Annotated in this window: 20 protein-coding genes and 1 tRNA gene; 8 read left to right on the forward strand and 13 right to left on the reverse strand. The window is 62.1% G+C overall.

The features are described from left to right. Nucleotides 1-54: 54 nt before the first annotated feature. From hisA to AADX97_RS12090, 3 genes are all read right to left on the reverse strand, one after another. Nucleotides 55-795 carry a 1-(5-phosphoribosyl)-5-[(5-phosphoribosylamino)methylideneamino]imidazole-4-carboxamide isomerase gene (hisA, locus tag AADX97_RS12080; RefSeq protein ID WP_374236611.1) on the reverse strand — a complete coding sequence of 247 codons (741 nt, stop codon included), beginning with the start codon at nucleotides 793-795 and terminating at the stop codon, nucleotides 55-57. Between the two features lie 105 nt (nucleotides 796-900). Next, nucleotides 901-1,506 carry an imidazoleglycerol-phosphate dehydratase HisB gene (hisB, locus tag AADX97_RS12085; RefSeq protein WP_374236612.1) on the reverse strand — a complete coding sequence of 202 codons (606 nt, stop codon included), beginning with the start codon at nucleotides 1,504-1,506 and terminating at the stop codon, nucleotides 901-903. Between the two features lie 298 nt (nucleotides 1,507-1,804). After that, nucleotides 1,805-2,854, reverse strand: a complete 1,050-nt coding sequence (locus tag AADX97_RS12090) for a quinone-dependent dihydroorotate dehydrogenase (protein WP_374236613.1) — start codon at nucleotides 2,852-2,854, stop codon at nucleotides 1,805-1,807. Between the two features lie 125 nt (nucleotides 2,855-2,979). Here AADX97_RS12090 and AADX97_RS12095 point away from each other — a divergent pair, with 125 nt between their 5' ends. Then, nucleotides 2,980-3,384 carry a GtrA family protein gene (locus AADX97_RS12095; protein ID WP_374236614.1) on the forward strand — a complete coding sequence of 135 codons (405 nt, stop codon included), beginning with the start codon at nucleotides 2,980-2,982 and terminating at the stop codon, nucleotides 3,382-3,384. After that, nucleotides 3,381-4,445, forward strand: coding sequence for a glycosyltransferase family 2 protein (locus tag AADX97_RS12100; RefSeq protein WP_374236615.1), 1,065 nt, complete (start codon nucleotides 3,381-3,383; stop codon nucleotides 4,443-4,445). Before AADX97_RS12095 ends, AADX97_RS12100 begins: the two co-directional genes overlap by 4 nt. Before the next feature lie 178 nt (nucleotides 4,446-4,623). Here AADX97_RS12100 and AADX97_RS12105 read toward each other — a convergent pair whose 3' ends face one another. From AADX97_RS12105 to gatC, 4 genes are all read right to left on the reverse strand, one after another. Then, nucleotides 4,624-5,508 (reverse strand): DMT family transporter, encoded by an 885-nt coding sequence (locus AADX97_RS12105; RefSeq protein ID WP_374236616.1) that lies wholly within the window; start codon nucleotides 5,506-5,508, stop codon nucleotides 4,624-4,626. Between the two features lie 168 nt (nucleotides 5,509-5,676). After that, a complete protein-coding gene (gatB, locus tag AADX97_RS12110; RefSeq protein ID WP_374236617.1) occupies nucleotides 5,677-7,122 on the reverse strand; it encodes an Asp-tRNA(Asn)/Glu-tRNA(Gln) amidotransferase subunit GatB in 1,446 nt (481 codons plus the stop codon). Nucleotides 7,123-7,360: 238 nt separating this feature from the next. Further along, the gene (gatA, locus tag AADX97_RS12115; RefSeq protein ID WP_374236618.1) at nucleotides 7,361-8,815 is read right to left on the reverse strand and encodes an Asp-tRNA(Asn)/Glu-tRNA(Gln) amidotransferase subunit GatA; all 1,455 of its coding nucleotides are present in this window, start codon (nucleotides 8,813-8,815) and stop codon (nucleotides 7,361-7,363) included. 12 nt (nucleotides 8,816-8,827) lie between these two features. Next, nucleotides 8,828-9,115, reverse strand: coding sequence for an Asp-tRNA(Asn)/Glu-tRNA(Gln) amidotransferase subunit GatC (gene gatC / locus AADX97_RS12120; RefSeq protein ID WP_374236619.1), 288 nt, complete (start codon nucleotides 9,113-9,115; stop codon nucleotides 8,828-8,830). 199 nt (nucleotides 9,116-9,314) lie between these two features. Here gatC and AADX97_RS12125 point away from each other — a divergent pair. Continuing rightward, nucleotides 9,315-9,390, forward strand: a tRNA-Phe gene (locus AADX97_RS12125). A 352-nt stretch (nucleotides 9,391-9,742) separates the two neighbouring features. Here AADX97_RS12125 and AADX97_RS12130 read toward each other — a convergent pair. From AADX97_RS12130 to AADX97_RS12155, 6 genes are read right to left on the reverse strand one after another with little or no spacing between them, the layout of a single operon-like run. After that, the gene (locus tag AADX97_RS12130) at nucleotides 9,743-10,582 is read right to left on the reverse strand and encodes a DUF3037 domain-containing protein (protein WP_374236620.1); all 840 of its coding nucleotides are present in this window, start codon (nucleotides 10,580-10,582) and stop codon (nucleotides 9,743-9,745) included. After that, on the reverse strand, nucleotides 10,579-11,313 hold the full coding sequence (locus AADX97_RS12135; protein WP_374236621.1) for a HipA family kinase: 735 nt from the start codon (nucleotides 11,311-11,313) through the stop codon (nucleotides 10,579-10,581). The genes AADX97_RS12130 and AADX97_RS12135 overlap by 4 nt, the downstream gene beginning before the upstream one ends. Continuing rightward, complete coding sequence (locus AADX97_RS12140; RefSeq protein WP_374236622.1) at nucleotides 11,310-14,528, reverse strand: DEAD/DEAH box helicase; 3,219 nt, start codon at nucleotides 14,526-14,528, stop codon at nucleotides 11,310-11,312. The genes AADX97_RS12135 and AADX97_RS12140 overlap by 4 nt, the downstream gene beginning before the upstream one ends. Nucleotide 14,529: 1 nt before the next feature. Beyond that, entirely contained in the window at nucleotides 14,530-14,724 is a 195-nt protein-coding gene (locus tag AADX97_RS12145; RefSeq protein ID WP_374236623.1) for a DUF2283 domain-containing protein, read from the reverse strand. After that, a complete protein-coding gene (locus AADX97_RS12150) occupies nucleotides 14,721-14,990 on the reverse strand; it encodes a DUF4258 domain-containing protein (RefSeq protein ID WP_374238563.1) in 270 nt (89 codons plus the stop codon). The genes AADX97_RS12145 and AADX97_RS12150 overlap by 4 nt, the downstream gene beginning before the upstream one ends. A 12-nt stretch (nucleotides 14,991-15,002) precedes the next feature. Beyond that, the gene (locus AADX97_RS12155; RefSeq protein ID WP_374236625.1) at nucleotides 15,003-18,182 is read right to left on the reverse strand and encodes a site-specific DNA-methyltransferase; all 3,180 of its coding nucleotides are present in this window, start codon (nucleotides 18,180-18,182) and stop codon (nucleotides 15,003-15,005) included. Nucleotides 18,183-18,207: 25 nt separating this feature from the next. Between AADX97_RS12155 and AADX97_RS12160 the strand changes: the two genes are divergently transcribed. The 5 genes from AADX97_RS12160 to AADX97_RS12180 all read left to right on the forward strand — a co-directional run bounded on the left by AADX97_RS12160 (nucleotide 18,208) and on the right by AADX97_RS12180 (nucleotide 23,035). Beyond that, complete coding sequence (locus AADX97_RS12160; RefSeq protein ID WP_374236626.1) at nucleotides 18,208-19,245, forward strand: ImmA/IrrE family metallo-endopeptidase; 1,038 nt, start codon at nucleotides 18,208-18,210, stop codon at nucleotides 19,243-19,245. Nucleotides 19,246-19,314: 69 nt separating this feature from the next. Next, nucleotides 19,315-19,500, forward strand: coding sequence for a hypothetical protein (locus AADX97_RS12165; RefSeq protein ID WP_374236627.1), 186 nt, complete (start codon nucleotides 19,315-19,317; stop codon nucleotides 19,498-19,500). Between the two features lie 9 nt (nucleotides 19,501-19,509). After that, the gene (locus tag AADX97_RS12170; protein WP_374236628.1) at nucleotides 19,510-20,388 is read left to right on the forward strand and encodes a hypothetical protein; all 879 of its coding nucleotides are present in this window, start codon (nucleotides 19,510-19,512) and stop codon (nucleotides 20,386-20,388) included. A gap of 179 nt (nucleotides 20,389-20,567) precedes the next feature. Further along, nucleotides 20,568-22,292, forward strand: a complete 1,725-nt coding sequence (locus AADX97_RS12175) for a hypothetical protein (RefSeq protein WP_374239292.1) — start codon at nucleotides 20,568-20,570, stop codon at nucleotides 22,290-22,292. Continuing rightward, entirely contained in the window at nucleotides 22,289-23,035 is a 747-nt protein-coding gene (locus tag AADX97_RS12180) for a hypothetical protein (protein ID WP_374239293.1), read from the forward strand. The genes AADX97_RS12175 and AADX97_RS12180 overlap by 4 nt, the downstream gene beginning before the upstream one ends. Nucleotides 23,036-23,098: the final 63 nt, after the last annotated feature.

Here is a 23,098-nt window from a genome sequence, read left to right on the forward strand (position 1 = left end):
GACGCTCCGGGTGTCGACAACACCCGGCTGCGCGCCTGTGCAATTGGACCCGGCTCAACGCGGGCTCAAGCTGTCCGCGAGGCGCTGCCCCTCGGCGAAGTCGAGCGTCCCTTCATAAATGGCACGCCCCGTAATGGCCCCGATGATGCCGCAGCTCGCCACCTCGGCGAGCGCACGCACGTCGTCGATGACCGTGATGCCGCCCGATGCGATCACCGGGATACGGATCGCCCCGGCCAACGCACGGGTCGCTTCCACGTTGGGCCCGATCATCATGCCGTCGCGCCCGATGTCGGTGTAGATGATGGCCGCGACACCGGCGTCCTCGAACCGCTTCGCCAAATCCTCGGCTTGGTGCTCCGTGACCTGCGCCCAGCCCTCGATGGCGACCTGTCCATCCTTCGCATCGAGTCCGACCATGATCTGACCGGGAAAGGACCGACAGGCCCGCTCGACCAAGACCGGTTCCTTGACCGCCTGGGTCCCGATGATGCAATAGGTCACGCCGGCACTCAGGTAACCCTCGATGGTCGCCTCGTCGCGGATGCCGCCACCGACCTGGATCGGCAGCTCGGGAAACATCTCGGCGATGCCGCGAATGGCCTCGCCGTTGACCGGCATGCCGGCAAAGGCGCCGTTCAGGTCAACCAAATGCAGTCGGCGCGCACCCTCCCCGATCCAACGTGCGGCGGTGTCGACCGGGTCGTCGGAGAAGACCGTGGCCTCGTCCATCCGGCCTTGACGCAGGCGCACACAGCGGCCGTCCTTCAAATCGATTGCGGGAATCAGCAACATGGATCGGTCACTCGCTGTTCGGATGTCGGATAGGCGCCTCCCTGCCGAGAGCTCCGGCAACGGCGACGACGTGGATCGAGTCTTAAAGCGCGCCCTTGGTGAGTCTTAAAGCGCGCCCTTGGTGGACGGGGTGATCCCGGCCATCCGCGGATCCGGCTCCACGGCCATCCGCAAGGCACGCCCGAACGCCTTGAAGACCGTTTCGGCCTGGTGGTGCGCGTTCGCGCCGCGCAGATTGTCGATGTGCAGCGTCATGGCCGCGTGGTTCACCAGACCTTGAAAGAGCTCACGGAAGAGGTCGACATCAAACCCACCGATCATGGCGCGGGTAAAATCGACGTTGAATTCGAGCCCGGGCCGACCGGACAGATCGACCACGACACGCGACAGGGCCTCGTCCAGCGGGACATAGGCGTGACCGTAGCGACGCAGACCCTTCTTGTCCCCGAGCGCCTGCGCCAGCGCCTGGCCGAGCGTGATGCCGATGTCTTCGACCGTGTGGTGGGCGTCGATATGCAGATCGCCCTCGGCCTGGATGTCGAGATCGATCAGACCATGCCGCGCCACCTGATCGAGCATGTGGTCCAGAAAAGGCACGCCCGTGTGCAGATCCGAGCGCCCGGATCCGTCCAGATCCAGTGCCACGCGAATCCGCGTTTCCAGGGTGTTGCGCTCGACCCGGGCCTTACGATGGGTGCTGTCGAGGGTCATGTTGAAGCAGTGTCGTTGGCTCGCAAGGCCGCATTAAACCATAGCCGATCCGGACCGCATAAGGCCGAAGCACGCAAACCTCGGTACCGATCAGTTTCAAAATCTCTCACGGAGACACGGAGACACGGAGACACGGAGATGCGAACAACTCCGTAGAGGCGGGCCTCAGATGCTGCCTAGGAACCAACCATATGATTCGGAAGGAGTCGGGCCGGCTCCCAGCCGGCCAGAACCGGCTGGAAGCCGGTTCTATGAAACATTATCCCTCAAGATCAACGGTCAGTTTCTCGGTAGTCTCTCAGCGCGACATCCCGCGCAGCAGCTCGCGCACGAATCCGGGTCCGCGGTAGATGAGTCCACTGTAGATCTGCACGAGATTTGCGCCGGCCGCGAGCTTGGCCGCCGCGCCCGCGGGGTCCATGACACCCCCGACACCGACGAGCACCGGGGCCGGACCAACGGCCCGCCGGACCAATCCCAGCAGGGCGGTGCTCCGCTCCAGGATCGGTCGGCCCGAGAGACCGCCGCTCATGCCCTCGGTGCTGCAGCGAAGCCCTTCGAAGCGGATGCTGGTATTGGTCAGGATCAAGCCTGCACAGCCCGCATCCAGCGCCGCGCGGGCGCAGTCGATCGCGTCCTCGTCGGCGAGGTCCGGTGCAAGCTTGACCAGCAGCGGCCTGGGCCGGGCGAGTCGCTGGTTGGGACCTTGGATCGTCTCGATGATGCGCGCCACCTCGTCGACCCGCTGCAGATCCCGCAGGCCGGGCGTGTTCGGACTCGAGATGTTCACGACCACGTAATCCGCGAAATGCCCGACCCGCTCGAAGCTGCGTCGATAGTCGTCCGCCGCCGCCTCCGCCGGCGTGATCTTGGACTTGCCCAGGTTGACGCCGAGGGGGACCTGAAGGATGTCCCGCGCACGCAGCCGCTCCAGACGGATTGCCGCCGCATCCGCACCCGCGTTATTGAAACCCATCCGATTGATCAGCGCCTCGTCCGCCGGCAGACGAAAGAGCCGCGGCTTCGGGTTGCCGGGTTGTGGCAGCGCGGTGATGGTCCCGACCTCGATGAACCCGAAACCCAGCGCCTGCCAAGCGGGCACGGCGACGGCATTCTTGTCGAGCCCGGCAGCGAGTCCGATCGGGTTGGGGAAGTGCAGGCCCATCGCATCGACGGCCCGTCCCGGCGCACGGGCAACGTCATCCGCACCCAAACGGCCCGAGAACCAGCGCGACCATAAACCGAGCAGCGCCAGCGTCGACTCGTGTGCGCGCTCTGCGTCCAGGCGAAACAGAAACGGCCGTGCGAATCGCCAAAACCGGCTCGCGCGTCCCACACTCGTCGCCATCGTCCGATCAGTCTCCAGTGAAGTTCGCGAGCCATCCGCGCCGAGAGGATGCTGACGTCCGCAAGCCGAAGGTGCGCAGTATACCAGTCTCATGCGAGACTTAGGTTTTCAACCGGAGACGCTCGATGCTCACCTCCATGGCGATAATGTGGCGAAGACTCGTGGCCTTCGGAATGGTCGGGCTCGTCGGCACGCTTGCGCATTACTTGGCCCTCGTCTCCCTGGTCGAGATCTGGGGCCTTCATCCGGCCGCAGCGACGACCGTCGGCTTCGGTCTCGGTGCACTGATCAATTATCTGCTGAACTATCGCTACACCTTCAACAGCTCGAAATCGCATCAGGATGCCGGACCAAAGTTCGCCTTGATCGCAATCGCAACCGGCGTGCTGAATACCTGGATGGTCTATGCCGGCGTCACCGTCCTTGCACTCGACTATATCCTTGTCCAGATCGTGGCCACCGCAACCGTCTTTCTGCTCAATTTCGTGCTGAATAGCCTCTGGACCTTTCGGGAGCGCGATGCGGCATGAGTCCTGGTCAACCCGATTCGCGCTACAACCTTCTCGAGCCGAACAACGCGGCCTGGGGCCCGGAGGCGCCGACGCTTACCGTGATCGTGCCCGCATACAACGAGGCCGAGGTGCTCGATGAGCTCCATCGGCGTCTGACGGCAGTGATCGACGGGTTGGGCGTCGCCGCCGAGGTGATCTACGTCAACGACGGCAGCCGCGATGCGACCCTGGACATCCTCTACCGTCTACGTGACGCCGATCCGCGGGTCGCCGTCCTGAATCTCAGCCGGAATTTCGGCAAGGAGATCGCAATGACGGCCGGACTGGATCACAGTCGCGGCGAGGCCACCGTCATCATCGACGCCGATCTTCAAGATCCGCCCGAGTTGATACCCGCGCTGATGGCGCGTTGGAGCCAGGGCTACGATGTGGTCTACGCGACACGCCTATCGCGCGACGGCGAGAGCGCCCTGAAAAAGCTGAGCGCGCGCTATTTCTACCGTGTCATCGGCGGCATGAGCCCGATTGAGATCCCCAAGGACACGGGAGACTTCCGTTTACTCAGCCGCCGCGCGGTCGACGCACTGTGCCGACTGCGCGAGCAGCATCGCTTCATGAAGGGCCTGTTCGCCTGGATCGGCTATCGACAAACCGCCGTGACCTATCATCGCGACCGCCGCAGTGCCGGGGCGACCAAATGGAATTACCACAAGCTCTGGGGGTTCGCGATCGAGGGCATTACGTCCTTCAGCACGGCCCCGCTCAAGGTGGCCAGCTATGTTGGACTGGTCACCGCGATGACGGCATTCATCTACGCCAGCTGGATCATCTACAAGACCCTGCGCTTCGGCGAGCCGGTCGCCGGGTATCCGTCCCTCATGGTGGCCGTACTCTTCCTCGGCGGCGTGCAGCTCGCCGCCATCGGTGTCCTGGGGGAGTATCTCGGACGGATGTTCAACGAGACCAAAGGCCGGCCGCTGTATCTTGTCGAGACCTATCAGGGCCCGAGACAGGGCGAGCACGATCGCCCGCGCGAGAGCGGCCACCCGTCCGCCGCTGTTCCGATCGCCCCCTCGTAGGCGGATCGAAGCCCACGCCTTCGCGGGACCGCAGAGCCGATTAGATTCTGACAATCTCTCACGGAAACACCGAGCGTACGCGGGCAGAGTTTCCGATTCTCCGTGCCCTCCGCGTCTCCGTGAGAGGCATTTTGAGCTGGAATCAGTGTGCAGTCTTTGACTGATAGGCCGCAAGCCATTAGACCAAGCCCCGCCTCTCGCGCCGCAAGCTGTACTCGTTCCCGACAAAGATCAGAGCCGCGCCGGCGATGACCCAGGGGTCGAGTCCCTCGCCATAGAAGAGCGCCCCGACCAACGCGATAAGCGGCAGGCGCAGGAAATCCATCGGCAGGACGACCGTCGCGTCGGCATGCTGAAACGCCTTGGCGATGCCGAGATGGGCGCTGATCCCGGTAACCGCGGCGACGAGCAGCCAAGGTGCATCGCCCCAAGCGACCGGCTCCCAGACCAACAGCGCAGGGACGAGGCCGATCAGGAGCTGCATCGCCAGCATCCAGAAGAGGATGGTAAAGACACCGTCAAAGCGCGTGAGTCCCTTGGTCGCCGTCAGGCTCACGGCGAAGCCGACCGCAGCCGCCAGCCCGATCAGGACGCCGAGATCAAGCGGCTGCATCCCGGGCCGCGTGATGACGAGGACACCCGCCACGCCCAGGACGAGAGCCACGACACGCCCTCGATTCAACCGCTCGCCGAGAAAGAACAGCGCCAGTACGGCCGCCCAGACAGGCGTCGTGAACTCGAGCGCGAAGACCAACGCGAGCGGCAACATGCCGATGGCGGTGATCCAGCAGACCTGCCCACCATAGTGGAAGAGGTTGCGCAGCAGGTGCAGTGGCAGCCGTTCGGTGCGATCAAAGCCGGGGGCCAACCACAGCGCCAGCGGTACCAGGAGCGGCAGACCGAGCGCGGTCCGCAGGAAGAGAAACTGCACCGGCTCCATGGCGTCCAGCAGCTCGCGGGCCGAGACGGCGAGCAGCGCGAAGGAGGTCAGGGCAACGCCCATCCAGGCAGCAGCAAGGGCAAGCGGCCGAGATGCACGCGGCGGCGTCGAGTCGTAGGACATCGGCTGCTTTACCGGATGCTGATCGCCAAGGCCAAAACCGGATGACCGCCGTGCAGGGTCGCGAGATCGATCGGGGCAATTCGCGTGATGAAGGGATCCATGGCGGGGATATCACTCCATCGAACCTGAAACGCGCGACTGACCGACCCCGTCGCCGGGGATTCGGGATCAGTCGCTCGCGAGCACGCGCGTCAGGATCTCGTTGACCTGCTGCGGGTTGGCCTTGCCCTTGCTCTCCTTCATCACCTGACCGACGAAGAAGCCGAAGACCTTGTCCTTGCCGGCGCGGTATTGCTCGACCTGACCGGGATTGGCGGCGACGATCGCCGAGATCAGCGCCTCAAGCTCGCCGCTGTCGGTGATCTGCCGCAGCCCGCGCGCCTGAATAACGCTGTCGGCGTCGCCCTCGCCGCTCCACATCGCCTCGAAGACCTGTTTGGCGAGCTTCCCGGACACCGTCGCGTCCTGGAGACGGTGGATGAGTCCGGCGAGCATGGCCGCGGAGACCGGGCTCTGTGCGATCTCGATCTCGGATCGATTCAGCGCGGCCGCCAGCTCGCCGTTGACCCAGTTGGCGGCCAGCTTGGGTTCGGCGGTGGCCTGCACCACCGCCTCGAAATACTGGGCAAGCTCGCGCCCGGCGGTCAGCAGACTGGCGTCGTACTCGCCGAGCCCGTAGTGGGTGTGGAAGCGCTCGCGCATGCTGTCCGGCAGCTCGGGGAGATCCGCGACCGCATCGACGATGAAGGCGACATCCAGCTCAACCGGGAGCAGGTCCGGATCCGGGAAATAGCGGTAGTCGTTGGCCTCTTCCTTGGAGCGCATGGGACGGGTCTCGTCGCGCTCCGGATCATAGAGGCGGGTCTCCTGCACCAGGGTCCCGCCGCCTTCGATCACGTCGATCTGACGCTCGACCTCGAACTGGATCGCACGCTCGAGGAAGCGAAACGAGTTAAGGTTCTTGATCTCGGTGCGGGTGCCGAAGCGCGTCTGACCGAGCGGGCGCACCGAGACATTGGCGTCGACCCGGAAGGAGCCTTCCTGCATGTTGCCGTCGCTGATGCCGATCCAGCGCACCAACTGATGGATCTTGCGCGCGTAGGCCACGGCCTCCTGCGGGGTGCGCATGTCGGGCTCGGAGACGATCTCGAGCAGAGGCGTGCCGGCGCGATTGAGATCGATGCCCGTGTAGCCGCCGCCCGCGAGGTTCTCCTCGTGCAACGACTTGCCGGCGTCTTCTTCCAGATGCGCACGCGTCACCCCGATCGACTTGACCGAACCGTCGTCGAGCACGATCTCCACGCGTCCCTCGCCGACGATCGGCAACTCGTACTGGCTGATCTGGTAGCCCTTGGGAAGATCCGGATAGAAGTAATTCTTACGGGCGAACACCGAGCGCGGCGCCACCTCGGCACCGATCGCCTTGCCGAAACGCACGGCCAAACGCACCGCCTCGGCATTGAGCACCGGCAGCACGCCCGGCAAACCCAGATCGATGGGGCAGGCCTGCGTGTTGGGCGCCGCGCCGAAGGCGGTCGATGCACCCGAGAAGATCTTCGATTGGGTCGCGAGCTGAGTATGGACCTCAAGCCCGATCACGGTTTCCCATTGCATGCTCTATAACCTATGTCGCGATCGTACTGTCGGCAGACCTACCGTCTCATGTCGCTCACTTGCTTAAGGCGATTTCCGCAAACTTCCATACCCGTAGGTTGTGCTGACGATAGGAAGCACAACTTGCGCCGACGGTTGGTTGTGCCTCGCACGGCTCGGCACAACCTACGCCTTTGGCATGAAGGTTTCCGGAGTTCGCCTAAGACCTTCAGGGTGCGCCAAGCGACGAGCCCGCCGATCACTCGAATCCGGAAGGCGCGCCCTGATGCCAATGCGTCACGTGCTGGAAGCGATGCGCGACATTGAGCAGGCGGGCCTCCTGGAACAAGTTGCCGATGATCTGCAAGCCGACCGGCAACCCCTCGACCGGCTCGACCGGGATCGACATGCCGGGCAAGCCGGCGAGGTTGGTTGCGATGGTGTAGATGTCGTTGAGATACATGGCCACCGGGTCGTCCATCTTGGACCCGAGAGGAAAGGCGGTGGTCGGAGCAGTCGGCCCCATGATGACATCGACCTCTTCGAACGCACGGGCAAAGTCCGCGGCGATCAGTTGGCGAATCTGCTGCGCCTTCAAGTAATAGGCGTCGTAATAGCCCGCCGACAGCACATAGGTGCCGATCATGACGCGTCGCTGCACCTCGTCACCGAAGCCCTCCGCGCGACTGCGCTTGTAGAGGTCTTCGAGATCCTTCGGATGCTCGCAGCGGTGACCGTAGCGCACCCCGTCGAAACGCGCCAGATTGGACGAGCATTCGGCCGGTGCGACAACGTAATAGACGGGCACCGAGAGCGGACTGTTCGGCAGGCTGATCTCCTTCACCTTCGCACCGAGTCGCTCGTACTCCTTGATCGCGTCCTGCACGGAGGCCGCCACACGAGGATCGAGCCCCTCGCCGAAATATTCCTTCGGCAAACCGATGCGCAGGCCCGCGATGTCGTCGTCGAGCGCATCGACATAGTCCGGCACGGCCACATCGGCGCTGGTGGAATCGCGCGGGTCGAACCCGGCCATCTCGTCGAGCAAACAGGCCGCATCCGCCGCCGAACGGGCCAGCACACCGGCCTGATCCAGCGAAGAGGCGAAGGCGATCATGCCCCAGCGCGAGCAGCGCCCGTAGGTCGGCTTGATACCGGTGATGCCGCAGAGTGCCGCAGGCTGGCGGATCGACCCGCCCGTATCCGTCCCGGTGGCCGCGGCGCAGAGCCGTGCGGCGACCGCCGCGGCCGAGCCGCCCGAGGAGCCGCCCGGCACGCGATCCGCGTCCCAAGGGTTATGGACAGGTCCGTAAAAGCTCGTCTCGTTCGAGGAGCCCATGGCGAATTCGTCCATGTTGGTCTTGCCCAGAACCACGGCCCCGGCCGCGGCGAGACGCTCGACGACCGTCGCATCGTAAGGCGCGACGAAGTTGTCGAGCATCCGCGAGCCGCAACTGGTCTTGATCCCGGCCGTGCAGAAGATGTCCTTGTGCGCGATCGGAATGCCGGCGAGGGGACCGGCATCGCCCGCAGCAATCGTGCGATCGGCGCGCTCGGCAGCCGCCAAGGCGGATTCGCTCGCGACGCTGATGAAGCTGTTCAGGCGCGGATCCAGGCGCGCGATGCGCTCCAGATAGTGGCGGGTGAGCTCCACGCTTGAGTAGGTGCGCAGCCTCAGCTCCGCGGCCATTTGGGCGATCGATTTGTTCTGCATGAGTGCTCGGCGTCAGTCGATGACCTTGGGAACCAGATAGAGCCCGTCCTCGGTCAAGGGGGCGATGGCCTGAAACAGCTCGCGTTGGTCCTGCTCCGACACGCGATCCGGACGCAGCCGTTGGCTCATGTGCAGCGGATGGGCCATCGGCTCGACGCCCGTGGTATCGACCGCGTCCATCTGCGTAACCAGGTCGAGGATGTTGGAGAGATCCGCGGCATAGCGCTCGATCGACTCGGGTGCGATCTCAAGCCGCGCCAGGTGGGCGATCTTCTCGATGTCGGAAGCATCCAATGACATGACCGATCCAGCTTGATTGACAAGCCGGGCAACATAGCACAGCCGCGCGAGACGCGGAACGTGCGGGAGCGCCACGCGACGCGACGGGTTCGGCCTTGGAGCCGGACTTGTTTGATCGCTTGATCGTAGGTCTTGACGGCTTGGCTTCTTGCGGCTCTAATAAACGGCTCCGCTACCCGCAACGGGAGTGGATCCCAAAGCCCAGGTAGCTCAGTTGGTAGAGCAGAGGACTGAAAATCCTCGTGTCGGTGGTTCGATTCCGCCCCTGGGCACCAAAAAACAGCCACTTAGCCTCGCCTCAGTCGCCCCGATTCGCCTGGTTTCGCCCCTTTCGCGTCCCTTAGTGACCCCTGTAGTGACCCCTGCGACTTCGCAGCGATCCCGCGCCACGCTTGGGCCTGCGGCCTGTCGGCGGCTTACGGCTGTACCCGGTGACCAGCATCGGCACAAAAAAACCGGCCTGAGCCGGGTGTCGATTGCGTCGAGCCTCGTCACGCGCCTGTCGCTGTCGCTCCGGGATCTCGACGGGGAGTCGTTCAAGCCACAAATCTGCGACTTGCTCCCCGGCCGCAGCGGAACCGCCCTCGCGCGTGCCCGCGACGCATGTTTTGCAAGCTCGCGACTGTATCAGGTTGCGGCAAACTCAAGAATACACCGACGATTGGCGTACTCAGTCACTTCGACGCCGGTCTCTTTCAGTCGCTCAACTATGTCTGCAAACGCGCGTTGACGGCGCTCATCCTGATCCTTCGGTCCATCAACGGGGAATAAGAGATGCCTAGGCAGTTTGTTGCGTTCTCTTAACTCGTTCACCCGGTATATCCAGGTCGCGCCGTGTTCCCGGATCTTGGTTGGTTGTCCTTGGGCGAGATACAGGGGCTTGATCGCCTTAACCGGTTGATGGTCGACCTGCTCGACGAAGGGGAATGTTGTCTGATAGTCCTCGTCACCAACGGTCACACGCTGGAACCGCTCACCGAGATGCGCCTGATACAGCCACTTGCGCACGCCGTTTTCCAAGATGGTCTCCTGGTATCGTTTTGTGACGAAGCTCCGCTCAACATAGAACCCGAACAGTTCCGTCAGTTTCTCTTTGGGGTCGTCGGCAAGCACAACGCCGGGGTCGCTAAAGCGTATGATGCTTTCGCGAGGACGGACGACGTCCGCAAAGACCTGCCGTGCAAATTCAGTGTCGTTGACCGCCTTGCGCCCATCGAATCCATTGGTCTTCAGGATGGCATGGATTCTTTGTAACTCCTCGTCGACGGCACGAATCGCCTCGCGGTAGAGCTTGGAATCGAGTTCCTCAAAGAAGCCGGCAATGCGCTTGTAACGGCGGGTTTGTAGCTTGAAACCGAAAAAGCGGGCCTTTGGCGCCATCAGCAGGATGCCCACGTTAGCGAATTCGCCCGTCTCGACGTAGGGAGCAAATCGGACGATGGTATATTGACAGGCAACCTTGCTCATGGTGTCTTCCAGAAATCGTTTCGCTCGTGTCTCTTGAGTAATTGATAGGCCATATCTAGGTCGAAATCTACAGGCACGGTCATCTCGGGGTCGGCGAACAACCATGCATCAGGGATTCCGGCGCGGATCACCGGCCAGGCACCGAGCGCCGATGCGAAGCGGCGATTGTAGTCGTGGCGCTTCAGCATGTCACCGGAGATGTCGTGTCTCTGGTGGGCAAACACATGAAAGTCAAAGAAATTATTAGGATCAAAATCGAGGTCGAATGCCTGATTGTGATCGATGACGACCAATTCGCGCGACGCTGGGTTCCAAAATAGGTTCGGATTGCCGCCCCGCTCGGTCAAGAGTCGGTCACCGTTTTGGATCCACCAGTCAAAAGCCAACACGTCCTGCTGAATCTCGTCGGGAATCTCCAAAACGGCCGACACAGTCAGTTCCATGGCTTCGTGCCATTGAGACCCAAAAGCCGGCCCTGATCCCAACTCCGAAAGTGTTAGGCCGCCGTCTGCCTCGATCAGTTCCTCCGGCACATCCAGAAGGCGGAACGGCGCAATCGGCAGGCCGAACACTGATGCCAGTTTGCCGGCGACCCATTCGCAGATCTGGCTGCGCCGACCGGCACCCACGCCCTTGACGAAGTAGATCTCGCCATCGTCGCCCCGGCAGATGAAGGGCCGTGTCATGCCCTGTTCTGATCGGCGTAACACTTCGACGACTTGCACTGTCATGCGGTCCCTCGGCACTGCTCCCTGGCCCCGCTGGCGACCTTGCACAGATGCCCAATCTCCCGCTCCAGCATGTCAGGATCGCGGCAGACATGGAAGCCCCAGCGCCCGAGCTTGCCCCAGTTGTTGACGGCGGCGACCCAACGCTTGGCCGCGCCATGTTTGGCCTTGGTCTTGTCGTCCTCGAAGCCTTTGACCTCCAGCAACAGGGTGAAATCCAGCGCCTCCAGGTTGAGCCGTACCAGAAAATCCGGCCCGTAGTTGTGCGCAACCCCCATGTACTCATAGGGAATGACCAGACCCAGATTATCGTTGCGCGCATAGAAGCGAACCGCTCCCTGGCTGACGCACTGCTCCAGCCGGAAGGCGACAGTCGACTCCCAGGTCTCGGTATCGAGCACCACATGATCGATGTGGCTGTGCACGGTCGCATGGACCGGCCGTGTCGTCTTGAAGTTCACGTCGGCGGTCGTGCCGATCGGCTGGTAGCGATTCAACAGCGGCAACAACGGCGGCTCGCCCGCGCTGTCGTCCGGCACGATGCCGTCCCGGATGCGCTCGACGATCCGTTCGACATACTTCTGAAGCCCCAGCTCACAACGACTCGGTCCCGAGAGCCCTCTGAAGTCGACTTTGCGCGCCGTGTAGGCTGCGACGTATCGGAAAACCTGCGGAAAGAGCTGGTGGCGCGACTTGAGCTGTAACACCCGCCGCTCCCGGTCATCCGATCCGCCCACCCCCTGCTCCAGATCCCGCACGATCATTCGCGTGATCTCGAACTGGATGGTTTGCAAGTGGGTCTGGGCGTAATAGTCGGATCGGTTCTGTTCCTGGAAACCAAACTGAGCGCTCGACTGCGAGGCCGGCCCGACCTGATAGCCGACCGCTGCGCGCACGAAGGTGGCGGTCGGTTCCAGGTTCGGCTCGATTTGCAGCCCTTCCATGGCGTCGATCTCGCACCGGATCTGATTCTTGACCAGGGCGAAGGCATAGCCCTCGACCACCGGAAAGCGCATCTCCCAGGCGGCGCGTTGAGCGTCGGCCTTCACATGATTTTTCGGCCGATCATCCGGGGGTGGATCGGTCTTCTTGCGTCCTTTGTAGGGAATGACCGAGAAGGGTATCCCGTAGACATCGACATATTCCTCGGTCAGGAGCCCGGTTTCGGGGTCCGGCGTGTAGTCCATCCGCCGCAGCCCGCGCCCCACGACCTGCTCACACAGCAGTTGACTGCCGAAGGCACGCAGGCCCAGGACTTGGGTGACATTGTTCGCGTCCCAGCCCTCGGTCAGCATCGACACCGACACCACGCAGCGCACCTGCTCGCCGGGCTCGCCAACCTTGCCCACGGTCGCCACGACCCGGCGCAATGCCTCCGCCGCATCGCTGCGACGCTTGGTTGGATCGTCGGATTCGGCCTCGGCGAGGAGTTTGGAATCGATCCGAATCGTGTGTTTGACCTCCGCGGTATTGGAGAAGTATTCCGGGTAGATTTCGCCCTTGCCGTAGGCGGTGAGCAATTTTGGCTTGGCCTTCTTGCGTCTCTTGCGCCCCGCGCCCTCGCGGGTCGTGGCATTCTCATGCCTTTCCATGTCGCCCGCTTCGATGGCCTCGACATCCGCTTGGGTCACCTGCTCGATCTGCTCCTCGCCGCTGATCTTGCGGTAAAACACCTCGGCGATATCGGTATTGTCGCAAACCAGAATCAACACCGGCGGCACCCGCTCCTGCCCCGGCGTTGCCTCCTGGATCTGGCGGAAACGGTCTACCCACTGGCCGGCCATCTGCAACAGCGCGCCTTGCGCTTCCCGGTAGACCACCTCGGGTTTCGGCTTCCTGGCGCGACCGGGCAGGAACTCGCCCGGCTGCAAGCGCCCACGCAGCCCCTCCCAGAGCCGGAAGTACAGCGGGTCCGGTCGTCCCGTGGTGTCCTGCACCGGCAGACGCGGAATCTTCACCAGACCGCTTTCGATCGCATCGACCAGGCCGAAATCACTCACGATCCAGGGAAAGGGCCGGCCCTCCGGGTGTCCGCTGCCCTGGATGTAGAAGGGTGTCGCGGACAGGTCCACGCATAAGGCGATCCCACGCTCGCCATTCCCCAGGGCGTTGTTGAGCTTGTCCAGCCCATCGACCCAGACGGTCGCCTCGCGGATCTCCTGCTCCAGCTCGGCTTTTTCCTCACCGCTCAGCCCCGCCAGCCTTGGATCAGGCGCGGGGCGCCAGCAGTGGTGCCCCTCGTCATTCATCACCAGGATCGGCATCCGCTCGGCCAGATCCTTCAAGACCCGCTCCGCGAAGACCTCGCGCGTCTCCGGCCCCTTGTTGACGACCGCCCAGGTCTTATCGCCCTCCTTGTGCTCGGACTCAGGCGCGAAACCATGCCAATTCATGACCAGCACCTTGCCGGTTTGCAGCAAGGGTCGGTACTTCACCGGAACCAGATCGAACGCGGCGTAGTAGTTGCCTTCCACCTCGGGCCGCAAGACCTGCAAGCGTTCCTTGACGGTCAGATTCGGGCAGCAGACCAGCACGGCATGGGGATACTCGCGGCTGGCGCGATGGGTACCGCGATTACAGAAAGCCCAGGCGATCAGCATCGCCATGACCACCGTCTTGCCGGAGCCGGTCGCCATCTTGCACGCCATCCGGAGCATCGGCAGCAGGTCCGGGTCGGCCGGCCGATCGCAAAGGGTGGGATGGAAATCCGCCGTGCCCGCGTCGAAGGTCGGTTTATCGCCCGTCAGCAGACGGCGGATATCCTCGTCCGAGACCTTGAAATTCTTGAACCCAGTCTGCGCCGAGCGACGCGTCAGACGCAGCTCGGCCAGATATATCAGGGTCTCGACGGCCTCGCGCTGACAGAAGAAGAGTCGACGCGGTGCGTCCGCCCGTGCCCAATGGGCCAACAACTCGCGGGTGACGTTCGAGGCGCCCCGGTAGCCAGCCTCCCGCCAGCGCCGCACATCCTCGCGCAGGCGGTTCACCAACGGCAGGTCGTCATGCTGCTCATCGCCGAACAGGTCGCCCTGGATGACGGCCGAACCTGTCCGATCCGTCTTGTACCAATACCCGGCCAGCCGCCGCGCCAGCGCCTTGCTGGCCGCACCGGTGGCTCGTTCATACTCCCAATGCGCGTCGGGCTCCCGGTAGGGGTTGCAGATGACCGGCTTGTCGACCGGTTGCAGCGGGATCTCGGGGGACGGATCAGCGGCCATGTTACGCGGCTGCTTGTGTCGATTCGATGGGGTAGAGACCCTGTTCCCGGGCCTCCAGCAACAGGATCTCGACGAGGCTCCCGTCCTCGGCATAGCTCAGATTGACGTTCCAGCCGTGGGACACCTCGCGACTGACCGGCTTCTCGCTGAGATGGATTTCCAGGATGTCATCGTCTGGATAATAGGTCGTCTTCATTCCGGATATTCCTCCCAATGGGTCATGATGGTCTTGATGATCAGCGCCTGGCGAGCCAGCACGGCGGCGCAGATCAAATTGTCGTCACGTCCATCGAATCTCTTGTAAATCCACCAGTGCTCCTCGTTTTTCTGCTTGACGACACCGTTCTCGATCAGATCCTGGAGCAACGCCTGGTTCAAACCACGCCGTTGCAAGCGTGCGACCGCGTGGTGCGTCAAATGAACCCTTCTGCCAAACCGTTCGCTCCGCCAACTGTGCGTCATGTCGCCGCGTCCCTAGTCATCATTGGACAACGCATGGACTTGCATCACCTCATTTCCGCGCGGATCGATCACCTTGACCGCCACTCGCCGATGGGGCCCGACGGGAAACGGCAGGGATTCGGTCCCGGACAGGGCCGCGAAGCGCTCCGCGTCCACCAGGGTCTTGAGCGCGCGCGCCAGCTTGTCCCAGGCGGTGCGATCGGGAAAGAAGGCTTGGGTGATACAGAAGGTCCGGCCGTCATAGTCCGCATCCAGGAACCAGGCCGCCACCTTGTCGCCCCGGCTGGGCGTGATCTCGTTGGTCACGGGGCTGTAGATGTCCACACCATCCATGATCACGCAGTACTCGTTCTGGTCGTCGGGTCCTTCCAGGCGGGTGCGCGGCTGACCGAAGACCGAGAAGAGCTGCGCGCCCGGCTGCTCCTTCAGCAGCCCATCCATCGCCGGGTTTACGTCGGGGCGGATGTGGGCCATGTGGATGCGTAGTCGCGGGTGTCTCTCCTCAATGGCCGCCTGTGCCGGCCCGTCGAAGGAGAAGGCCGCGATCACCAGATCGTCATAGACGCGCCCGGCCGGGCGGATGACCTCCTCAACCATCTTGGCCGTCACCGAGCCATACTGGGGGCCGACGACCACGCCGACGGTTGCAGGTCCATCCGGCTCCGGGTCGGTCTGACCGACGGGCGCCCAGCGTCCCTCGGCGTGCAGCGCGCTACCCTGACCCGACAGCGGCTCCAGCCGTGAAAACCGTTGTTCCCGATTGTCGGGGAAGCGGATGCCATCCATCCGCAGCAGGCGAAGCATCCGATCCAGATAGGCCGCCGCATTGGTCGCCGCGACCTCGCCGTTGGTGCCGGACCCGCTCCCGGTCGTCTCCGCGAAGGTGTCGTCCAGCGCGTCCGGTTCGCCGTCGAACAGCCCGGCGCCGTCCGGGTCGGGCACAACGCCCAGCGAGACCTCCGGCGGCTGGACCGCCTCGACCGTGAAGGGACCGGAGACACGCACCACGCAGCGCCTCACCTTGGGTTGATCGACCAGTTCCTCCGGGGTTGCGTTGGCGGCGATGCAGGCGTTGACCGCGTCCATCTTGTCCCGCCAGGCGGCGCGATAGGCGGTGATCGCCTCGCTCAGCACGGTCGGATAATCCGGGTCCGTGTCGAACGGCACCTCCCAGTGATACCAGCCGGAGAAGCGGGCATCGACGGTGAGTTTCACCTTCGGATCACGATTGGATGGCGGCAAAAGCCAGCGGCGCCGGTCAGCTTCCGTGATGGAACGCTTGCCCTCGGTCTTCTCTTTGAGCGCCAGCTTGCCCTGCAAGGCGGCGCGGGTGGTGGATGGGACGCCGGCCAGGGCTGCGTTGCAGTCCGCGAGCCGGGCGTCCAGGATCGGCTCGTGCAGCGCGAAAATCGGGTCCAGATTGGTGTTCTGGGCGATGCTCTTGAGCGTGATGTGCGGAACGCTCTTGTAGACGAAGCCGGGATGCGGGTCGGTGCCCAACGGTCCGGACGGGGGCGTGTCGGTGTCGCTCTTGGTGCCCTTGACCGCGTAGAAGTCGAACTTGGCGGTGAGCAGGCGTTGCCGGGCGATGGCGATGGCGACCCGGCTGGTGTCGATGGTGATCCAACGTCGGCCCCATTGCTCGGCGACATAGGCGGCGGTGCCGGAGCCACAGGTGGGGTCGAGGACGAGATCGCCGGGTTTGGTGGTCATGAGCAGGCAGCGTTCGATGACCGGTTCGGTCGTCTGTACCACATAGCGCCGATCCGCCGCTCCGCCCACGTCGGTCCAAATCGAATGGAGCGAATAGGCGGCGAAGTCGTCGAAATAGCGCAGATAGCGATGCGTCGTGGCCTGGGGCAACAGCCGTCCCGCATCAACAAGGCGCCTCATCCCCTCTTCATTGGTCTTCCAGCGGTTCTTGGCATTTGGGGTGTGGGAGCGACCTTCGCTGGTCACGGAAAACCAGCAGGCCGCGCCTTCGCCCTTGTCACGCCCCATGCTGGCGGAAGTGAGATTGTCTGCGGTGTAAGCCCTAGAACCCCTCGGTATCTCGATCGCTCCTTGTTTCTGTTCCGGGCTCAAAGGGCGTCTTTCGCCCGTGGCATACTCGATCCCTGAGTAATGCTCCGCGCCCTTGGCGCCGAGCTGTTTCGTCACAAAGAGCGGGTAATAGTCGAGGCTGGGAAGATTGCGCGCGTACCACAACAGGCTGTCGGAGACGACCGGCAGGTAAAGGTTGGTGGCGGATGTGGTCTTTTGGAACTGGATCGTGCTGACGTAATTCGATGGTCCGAATACCTCGTCCAATAGCAGTCTGGCGCGATGCAGGTTTTCATCGGAGATCTGCACAAACACGCTTCCAGCGTCCTTGAGAAGCTCGCGCGCGATCGACAGTCGATCGCGCAGATAAGCCAGATACGAATGTACCCCGAGATGCCAGGTGTCACGGTAGGCCCGCACCATCTCCGGTTCACGGATCATGCTGTCTTCCTGATCTTTGACCTCGCGATTCCCCACCTCCGGCTGAAAGTTCGAGGCAAATTTGATCCCATACGGCGGATCGATGTAAATCATCTGCACCTTACCCGCCAGATCCTCCCGATGGGCGAGCGAGGCCATCACCTGGAGCGAATCGCCCAGGATCAGCCGGTTGGTCCAGTCGATGTCGTGCTGGTAGAACTGCACCGCCTCCCGGTACTCCTGCGCGGGGTCGGCGAAGAGATCGCGGGTCACGTCCTGTCGGGCGGCGACCTTGATGATGGCCTGGGCCGAGATCCGCTCATGCATGTGCAGCGCGACCGGATCGACCCTGAAGCCCTTGGACTCGCGCTTGCCGGCCCACTCCAGCCAAGGTTCATGGTTGCGGAGCGCCTCGGCGAGGACGCGGGTCTCCTCCTCCGTTAGCGCGCGTTGCCGGGCGGTTTGCAGCAGCTCGGGCAGCCGATCCGCCGCGCCGGTGTCATCGAACCGCAAGCGCGGATCGCGGCGTGGGCTGTAGGCGTACTGGATCGGATCCACCTTGGGGACGCGGCCTTCCGCCGCGATCTTGGCCGGTGGGTTGTTCTTGCGCTTGTCGGGGTAGCGATAGTCGCCGACCCCGAGACCGGGACCGGGGAGATCTGGTTGGTACTCGCCGTCTACCGTGAGTTCTCCGTCTTTACCCTTACCCTGCTTGCCACGCCGCGCCATGCCTCATCCCTCGGAGTCGCTTTCGATGGATACCCAGTCAGTGTTGGAGTGTACTACCCTTGATGAACTGAAAGTCAGGCATCGACAGCCATCACGGGTCGATCCCCAATCGCGGGGCAAGATCACAGCGCATGATAAGGGGGACGCGGCCATGACGAAGCCAGGCGATGCTATGGAAACCCCTCAGCAGGAAATGGCCCAGTCACTGCTCGGTGAGTTGCTGGAAAAGAGTCGCACCTACCATGACTCCAAGGCATTCAAGGAATTGTTGGATTTTGCGGTGGGGATGCGCAATGTCGCGCCCTTCAATGCCTTTTTGCTGCATCTTCAGCGCCCCGGTCTGCGCTTCGCCGCCTCGGCCTATGACTGGCAAGAGCGCCAAGGGCGAAGCATTAAAGAGGGCGCATGGCCGCTGATCATCCTCTGGCCTTTTGGCCCCGTCGCGCTGGTCTACGACATGGCCGACACCGAAGGCCCGCCATTGCCACCGGCGGTGGCGAATGCCTTTTCCGCGAGCGGCAAGATCGACAGCAAGCGCATGACACGCTTCGCCAGGCGCTTGGGAAACCGGGGCATCGATGTCGGATTCATCGCCTACGGCGACGGGCTCGCCGGTTTCGTGCAGGCCGCGAACGAAACGCCGATGCGGGCGGTCCGTCGCTCCAAGTCGGAAAAGGAAAAGCCAGACTACCGGGTGAGGGTCAACAAGAACCACGATCCGAATGTGCAGTTCGCCACGCTCGCCCACGAACTCGCGCACCTCTACCTCGGGCATCTCGGCAAGGACAGTTTCCTCAAGATTCCCGACCGCAGTCAGGCTCAACACGACCAGCGAGAGCTTGAGGCCGAGTCCGTCTCCTATCTGGTATGCTGCCGCAACGGTGTTAGCTCACAGTCCGAGCAATACCTTGCCGAGTACGTGCGGGCGCACACTGTGGTCGAGAAAATGGACTTGGACGCCATCCTACGCAGCGCCGGACAGATCGAGGCGGCGCTCGGGATCGGCGAACAGACGCGGTTCGGGCCGAAGAAGCCGCGTCAGAGGCGACCGTTGAATTTGTAAAAGTAATGCTAACTTTTGAGCGTGCCAAATAATTCAGATCCATCAATCAGGCGGAACATTGTCGAAACCATGGCAAGAAAACCGAATACTCCTCAACAAGAAGTGCTGCAACGTAATGCGCAGAACTGGTTGAAATCCCCTGAAGGGCGAGACACTATTCAAAAAACACTGCAACAGGCAAAACAAGTAACGGCGCGTTTACAGGAAGAGCGACGGGTCGATTTGAAATCTTTGCATGAACCTTTCACTGTCTAATCGCTTCGCATGAGCAAGCCTTTCGAGGTTCACGCTTATAAGGTTGAGCGCCTGCTAGAGATTTTCGTAGAGAAGTCGCAGGCTTCTCTACTTGAAGTCAACGCAAAACTTCACGCGACGTATTTTCGCGATTACTTTGATTGCATCGACGCAAGAACCATCCTGGTTGAATGCGAATATGTCGATCGAGATTATCTTGAAGACTATGCAGAATACTATGTTCGATGTTTTCGGGATTATCCCAGAAAATGCGCGAGACTCCATTTTTTCAAATGCGATTTTGCCGAAGCGCAATTTGAAACCTGCCTGCTTGGAAAGTCGGACGAACTGACGCCAGCAATACTACAGCAGAACTATTTAGGCTTTATCGTCGTTAAACCGCTGCCTCGCACTTTTATTGGTCGCACCTGCCTGATTACCTATCCGCGCGAGGAAAGACGGTATTTTCCAGCGACCCGTTGTTATGTCGCTAACCTGTTTGGTTTGCAGTTGAAGGTGTCACACACGCTGGCTTTTCAGGAGCAGGATTCAGTGGTCGCCGCTTGTGCGACGAGTGCCCTATGGTCCATTTTTCAGGCCACTGGCCACTTGTTTCAGCACCAAATCCCATCGCCCGCCGCGATTACAAATGATGCCACGAAAATACTCACATCCGAACAGCGGTCATTTCCATCGCCGGGCCTAACGCCTTTGGAAATGGCTCATGCGATCAAGAGCGTTGGATTAGAGCCGCTTTCATGTAATGTAGCCAATCATTATCTACTGAAAGCGATGATCTACGCCTACCTTCGGGCAGGGATTCCGATGATGTTTGGCATCCATTGGATAGATGTAAGTAGCTCAAGTGTGCGCTACGTTGGAAGGCATGCGGTTGCGGTTACTGGCTAGGGAGTTCAATCTGACCCGATAAGGCACGAAATAGCTCATGCCGGTCTCGTGTCGCGGGGTGCGGGTGGTGATGCGCCGGCTGTCCTCCCGCCGGCCGCCATCGACAGCCCTGTCGCCTCCAGGCACACTTCGCGGCACCGGGACCCCACCACCAGCCGAATCCGAGCCGACGCACACCGATGGACACTTTCAAAACCCCCGTGGCCCGATTGGCCCGACTGTTCCGGGCATCGCGCGATGCGTGGCGGGCCAAAGCCCTGGACAAGCAACAGCGACTGCGCGCGGCTCGGGTCAAGATCCGAGATCTGGAAGCGAGCCGCACCTATTGGAAGAACCGGGCGCTGGCGTCGGAAGGCGATGGCCCGCCTGCGGCGTCGGAGGCGACACCGCTCGGCGAGGCGGAGGAGCCTGACGCTGCGGCTCGGCAGCTGATGCGCTTGCCCCCGTTCGGTCACCGGCATTCGCTCCTGGTCATGCAACTGACGCTGCGGATGTATCTGAGTGCCGGACTCGGCAGCCGCGGGGTACCCCGCGTACTGGGTCTGCTCGCACCCTGGATGCCGGTGAGCATGCCGGCGCATACGACGGTCCTCAACTGGGTTTACCGCTGCGGATTGGCGATCCTCCTGCAGCCGCCGCAGCGGCGCGAGGATTGGATTTTCGTGGCCGATCATACGCTTGAACTGGGCACATCGAAGTGTCTCGTGATTCTGGGCATCCCCGCCGCCCGGCTGCTCGAGACCGGCTACAGCCCGTCGCACCGGGCCATGCAGGTGCTCGCCGTGAAGGTGACGACGCACAGCACCGGGGAGTGGGTCGCCACGGTGCTGCGCGAGGTCGCCGAGCGCACCGGTGTGCCGGTGCAGATCGTCGCCGATCACGGCAGCGACCTGCACAAGGGGATCACGCTGTTTTGCCGGGAACAGACGACAGACTGTGTGGAAACCTATGATATTTCGCACCGCATCGCCACCCTGCTCAAGGCGGAGTTGCATCCGGACGGGCGCTGGCAGACCTTTTTGTCGCACTGCACGCGGACCCTGGCGTCTTTTCAGCAAACCGACTTGGCCTTTCTGTTGCCGCCGCGTCAGCGCACCAAGGCGCGCTTCATGCACGTCGACACCCATGTCGAGTGGGCGCAAAACCTACTCGCCTACCAGGAGCGGGGAGATTTCAGTGCCGTTCGGCCCACCTGCGTTCTGACGGTCGCCGCCCGGGACCACCTGCGCGATCGCTTGGGCCTCGCCCGCGTGCGTCCCCTGCACGTGCTGCTGGGCCATCGGCATCCCGATAAGGCAGCCTTCTGCGAGGCCCTGCAGGCGGCCTCCGACCTACAGCTCGCGGATCTGGACGACGCCTTTTGGGATCTCGCCGACACCGGCCGCGCGCGCTTTCTGGAAGGCTTCGCCTGGGTGAGTGCCTATCGCGAGGATCTGGCGGTCTATGCGCAGATGATGGAACAGTCCAAGGCCATCCAGAGCGTTCTCAAGTCCGAGGGACTGCACGCCGGCGTCTGCGCATCGCTTCAAGCCACCCTCGCCCCGCGCACCGCGCTCGCTCCGCGAGCCGCCCGCTTGACCGACCGGGTCCTGGAACAGGTCGCGGTACAAGCCGCCAAGATCCCGCCCGGCGCGACCTGGCTGGCGTCCTCCGACATCATCGAATCGGTGTTCGGGAAATACAAAACCTTCACCGCACGCGGTCCCCTCAAGGAGATCGGCCGGCTGGTGTTGGTGATTCCCGCCTTCCTCACCGATCTGACGGGCCCGGTCATTCACGAGGCGATGACCTCGGTGCGCACCCTGGATGTCGAGCACTGGGTCAAGACGCATCTCGGCGACTCCATGCTGGCCCGGCGACGACAGGCGTTCAAGGCGCCGAAGCTCGACATGAAAACGGCATGAAAGTTTTGATGGGAAAGCCTGGGCGATTGAACATCCTAGTTACTGGCTATAGTTTAGGGCATCCTGCTCCCACATCATTTGAAAATACAGGATTTCTCCTGACAGCCACAAGAATCGACAAGATCTATGCCCACGATGATCAGGTGGGGCCATTCTCACGCATGGAAATTGATGGCAAGGAAATCCAGCTTGAAAATCGCCTGGTTCCGTCCATTCTGACATCTTGGCGAGGCGCTGATGGCGTGATTGGAAATGGACGGGCAATCTCTGATATTGTGCTGATCCCGATTTACCATAAGATCCGCATACCTTTTGGTGCAATTCACGATCTGGTGCTGTCGTTTGATCAGTTGTTGAAACAGGTGATCGCAGCCATTGCCCCAGCACTGTTTCCTGATACGCATCAGTTTGAGTGGGATATCTATCTTTCCTCTGTCAATGACCTAAAAAAGGAAATACTCAAATCTGGCTTAGAAACTGAAGCCAGTCGGATTGAATTATTACTGCAAAGCCTGCCGCGTTTTCTTTGGCGTGCCTCTTTGATTACGTCATCATCAACTAAAATCGATCTGATTTTTGATGCAACGGATATAGAGCAAGGGGCTTATTTTGTTCGTGCGATAGAACACGATAGCAACTTTGCGGACAATCTTCGGCTGTTGTTTGGTCTGGATGGGATACGAGAAAATTTTGAATCCTCGCCAGCTTGGCAGATTATCGAGTGGTTTCGGCGAGAGCGCTAGGATGATGAAAGTGTGTTGCAATTGACACAATCATCCGCGATAGACCTCGATATCCAGCACACC

Origin of the sequence: Thiocapsa sp. C2-2m, assembly GCF_041903745.1 — a bacterium.
Lineage (GTDB): Bacteria > Pseudomonadota > Gammaproteobacteria > Chromatiales > Chromatiaceae > Thiocapsa > Thiocapsa roseilacustris.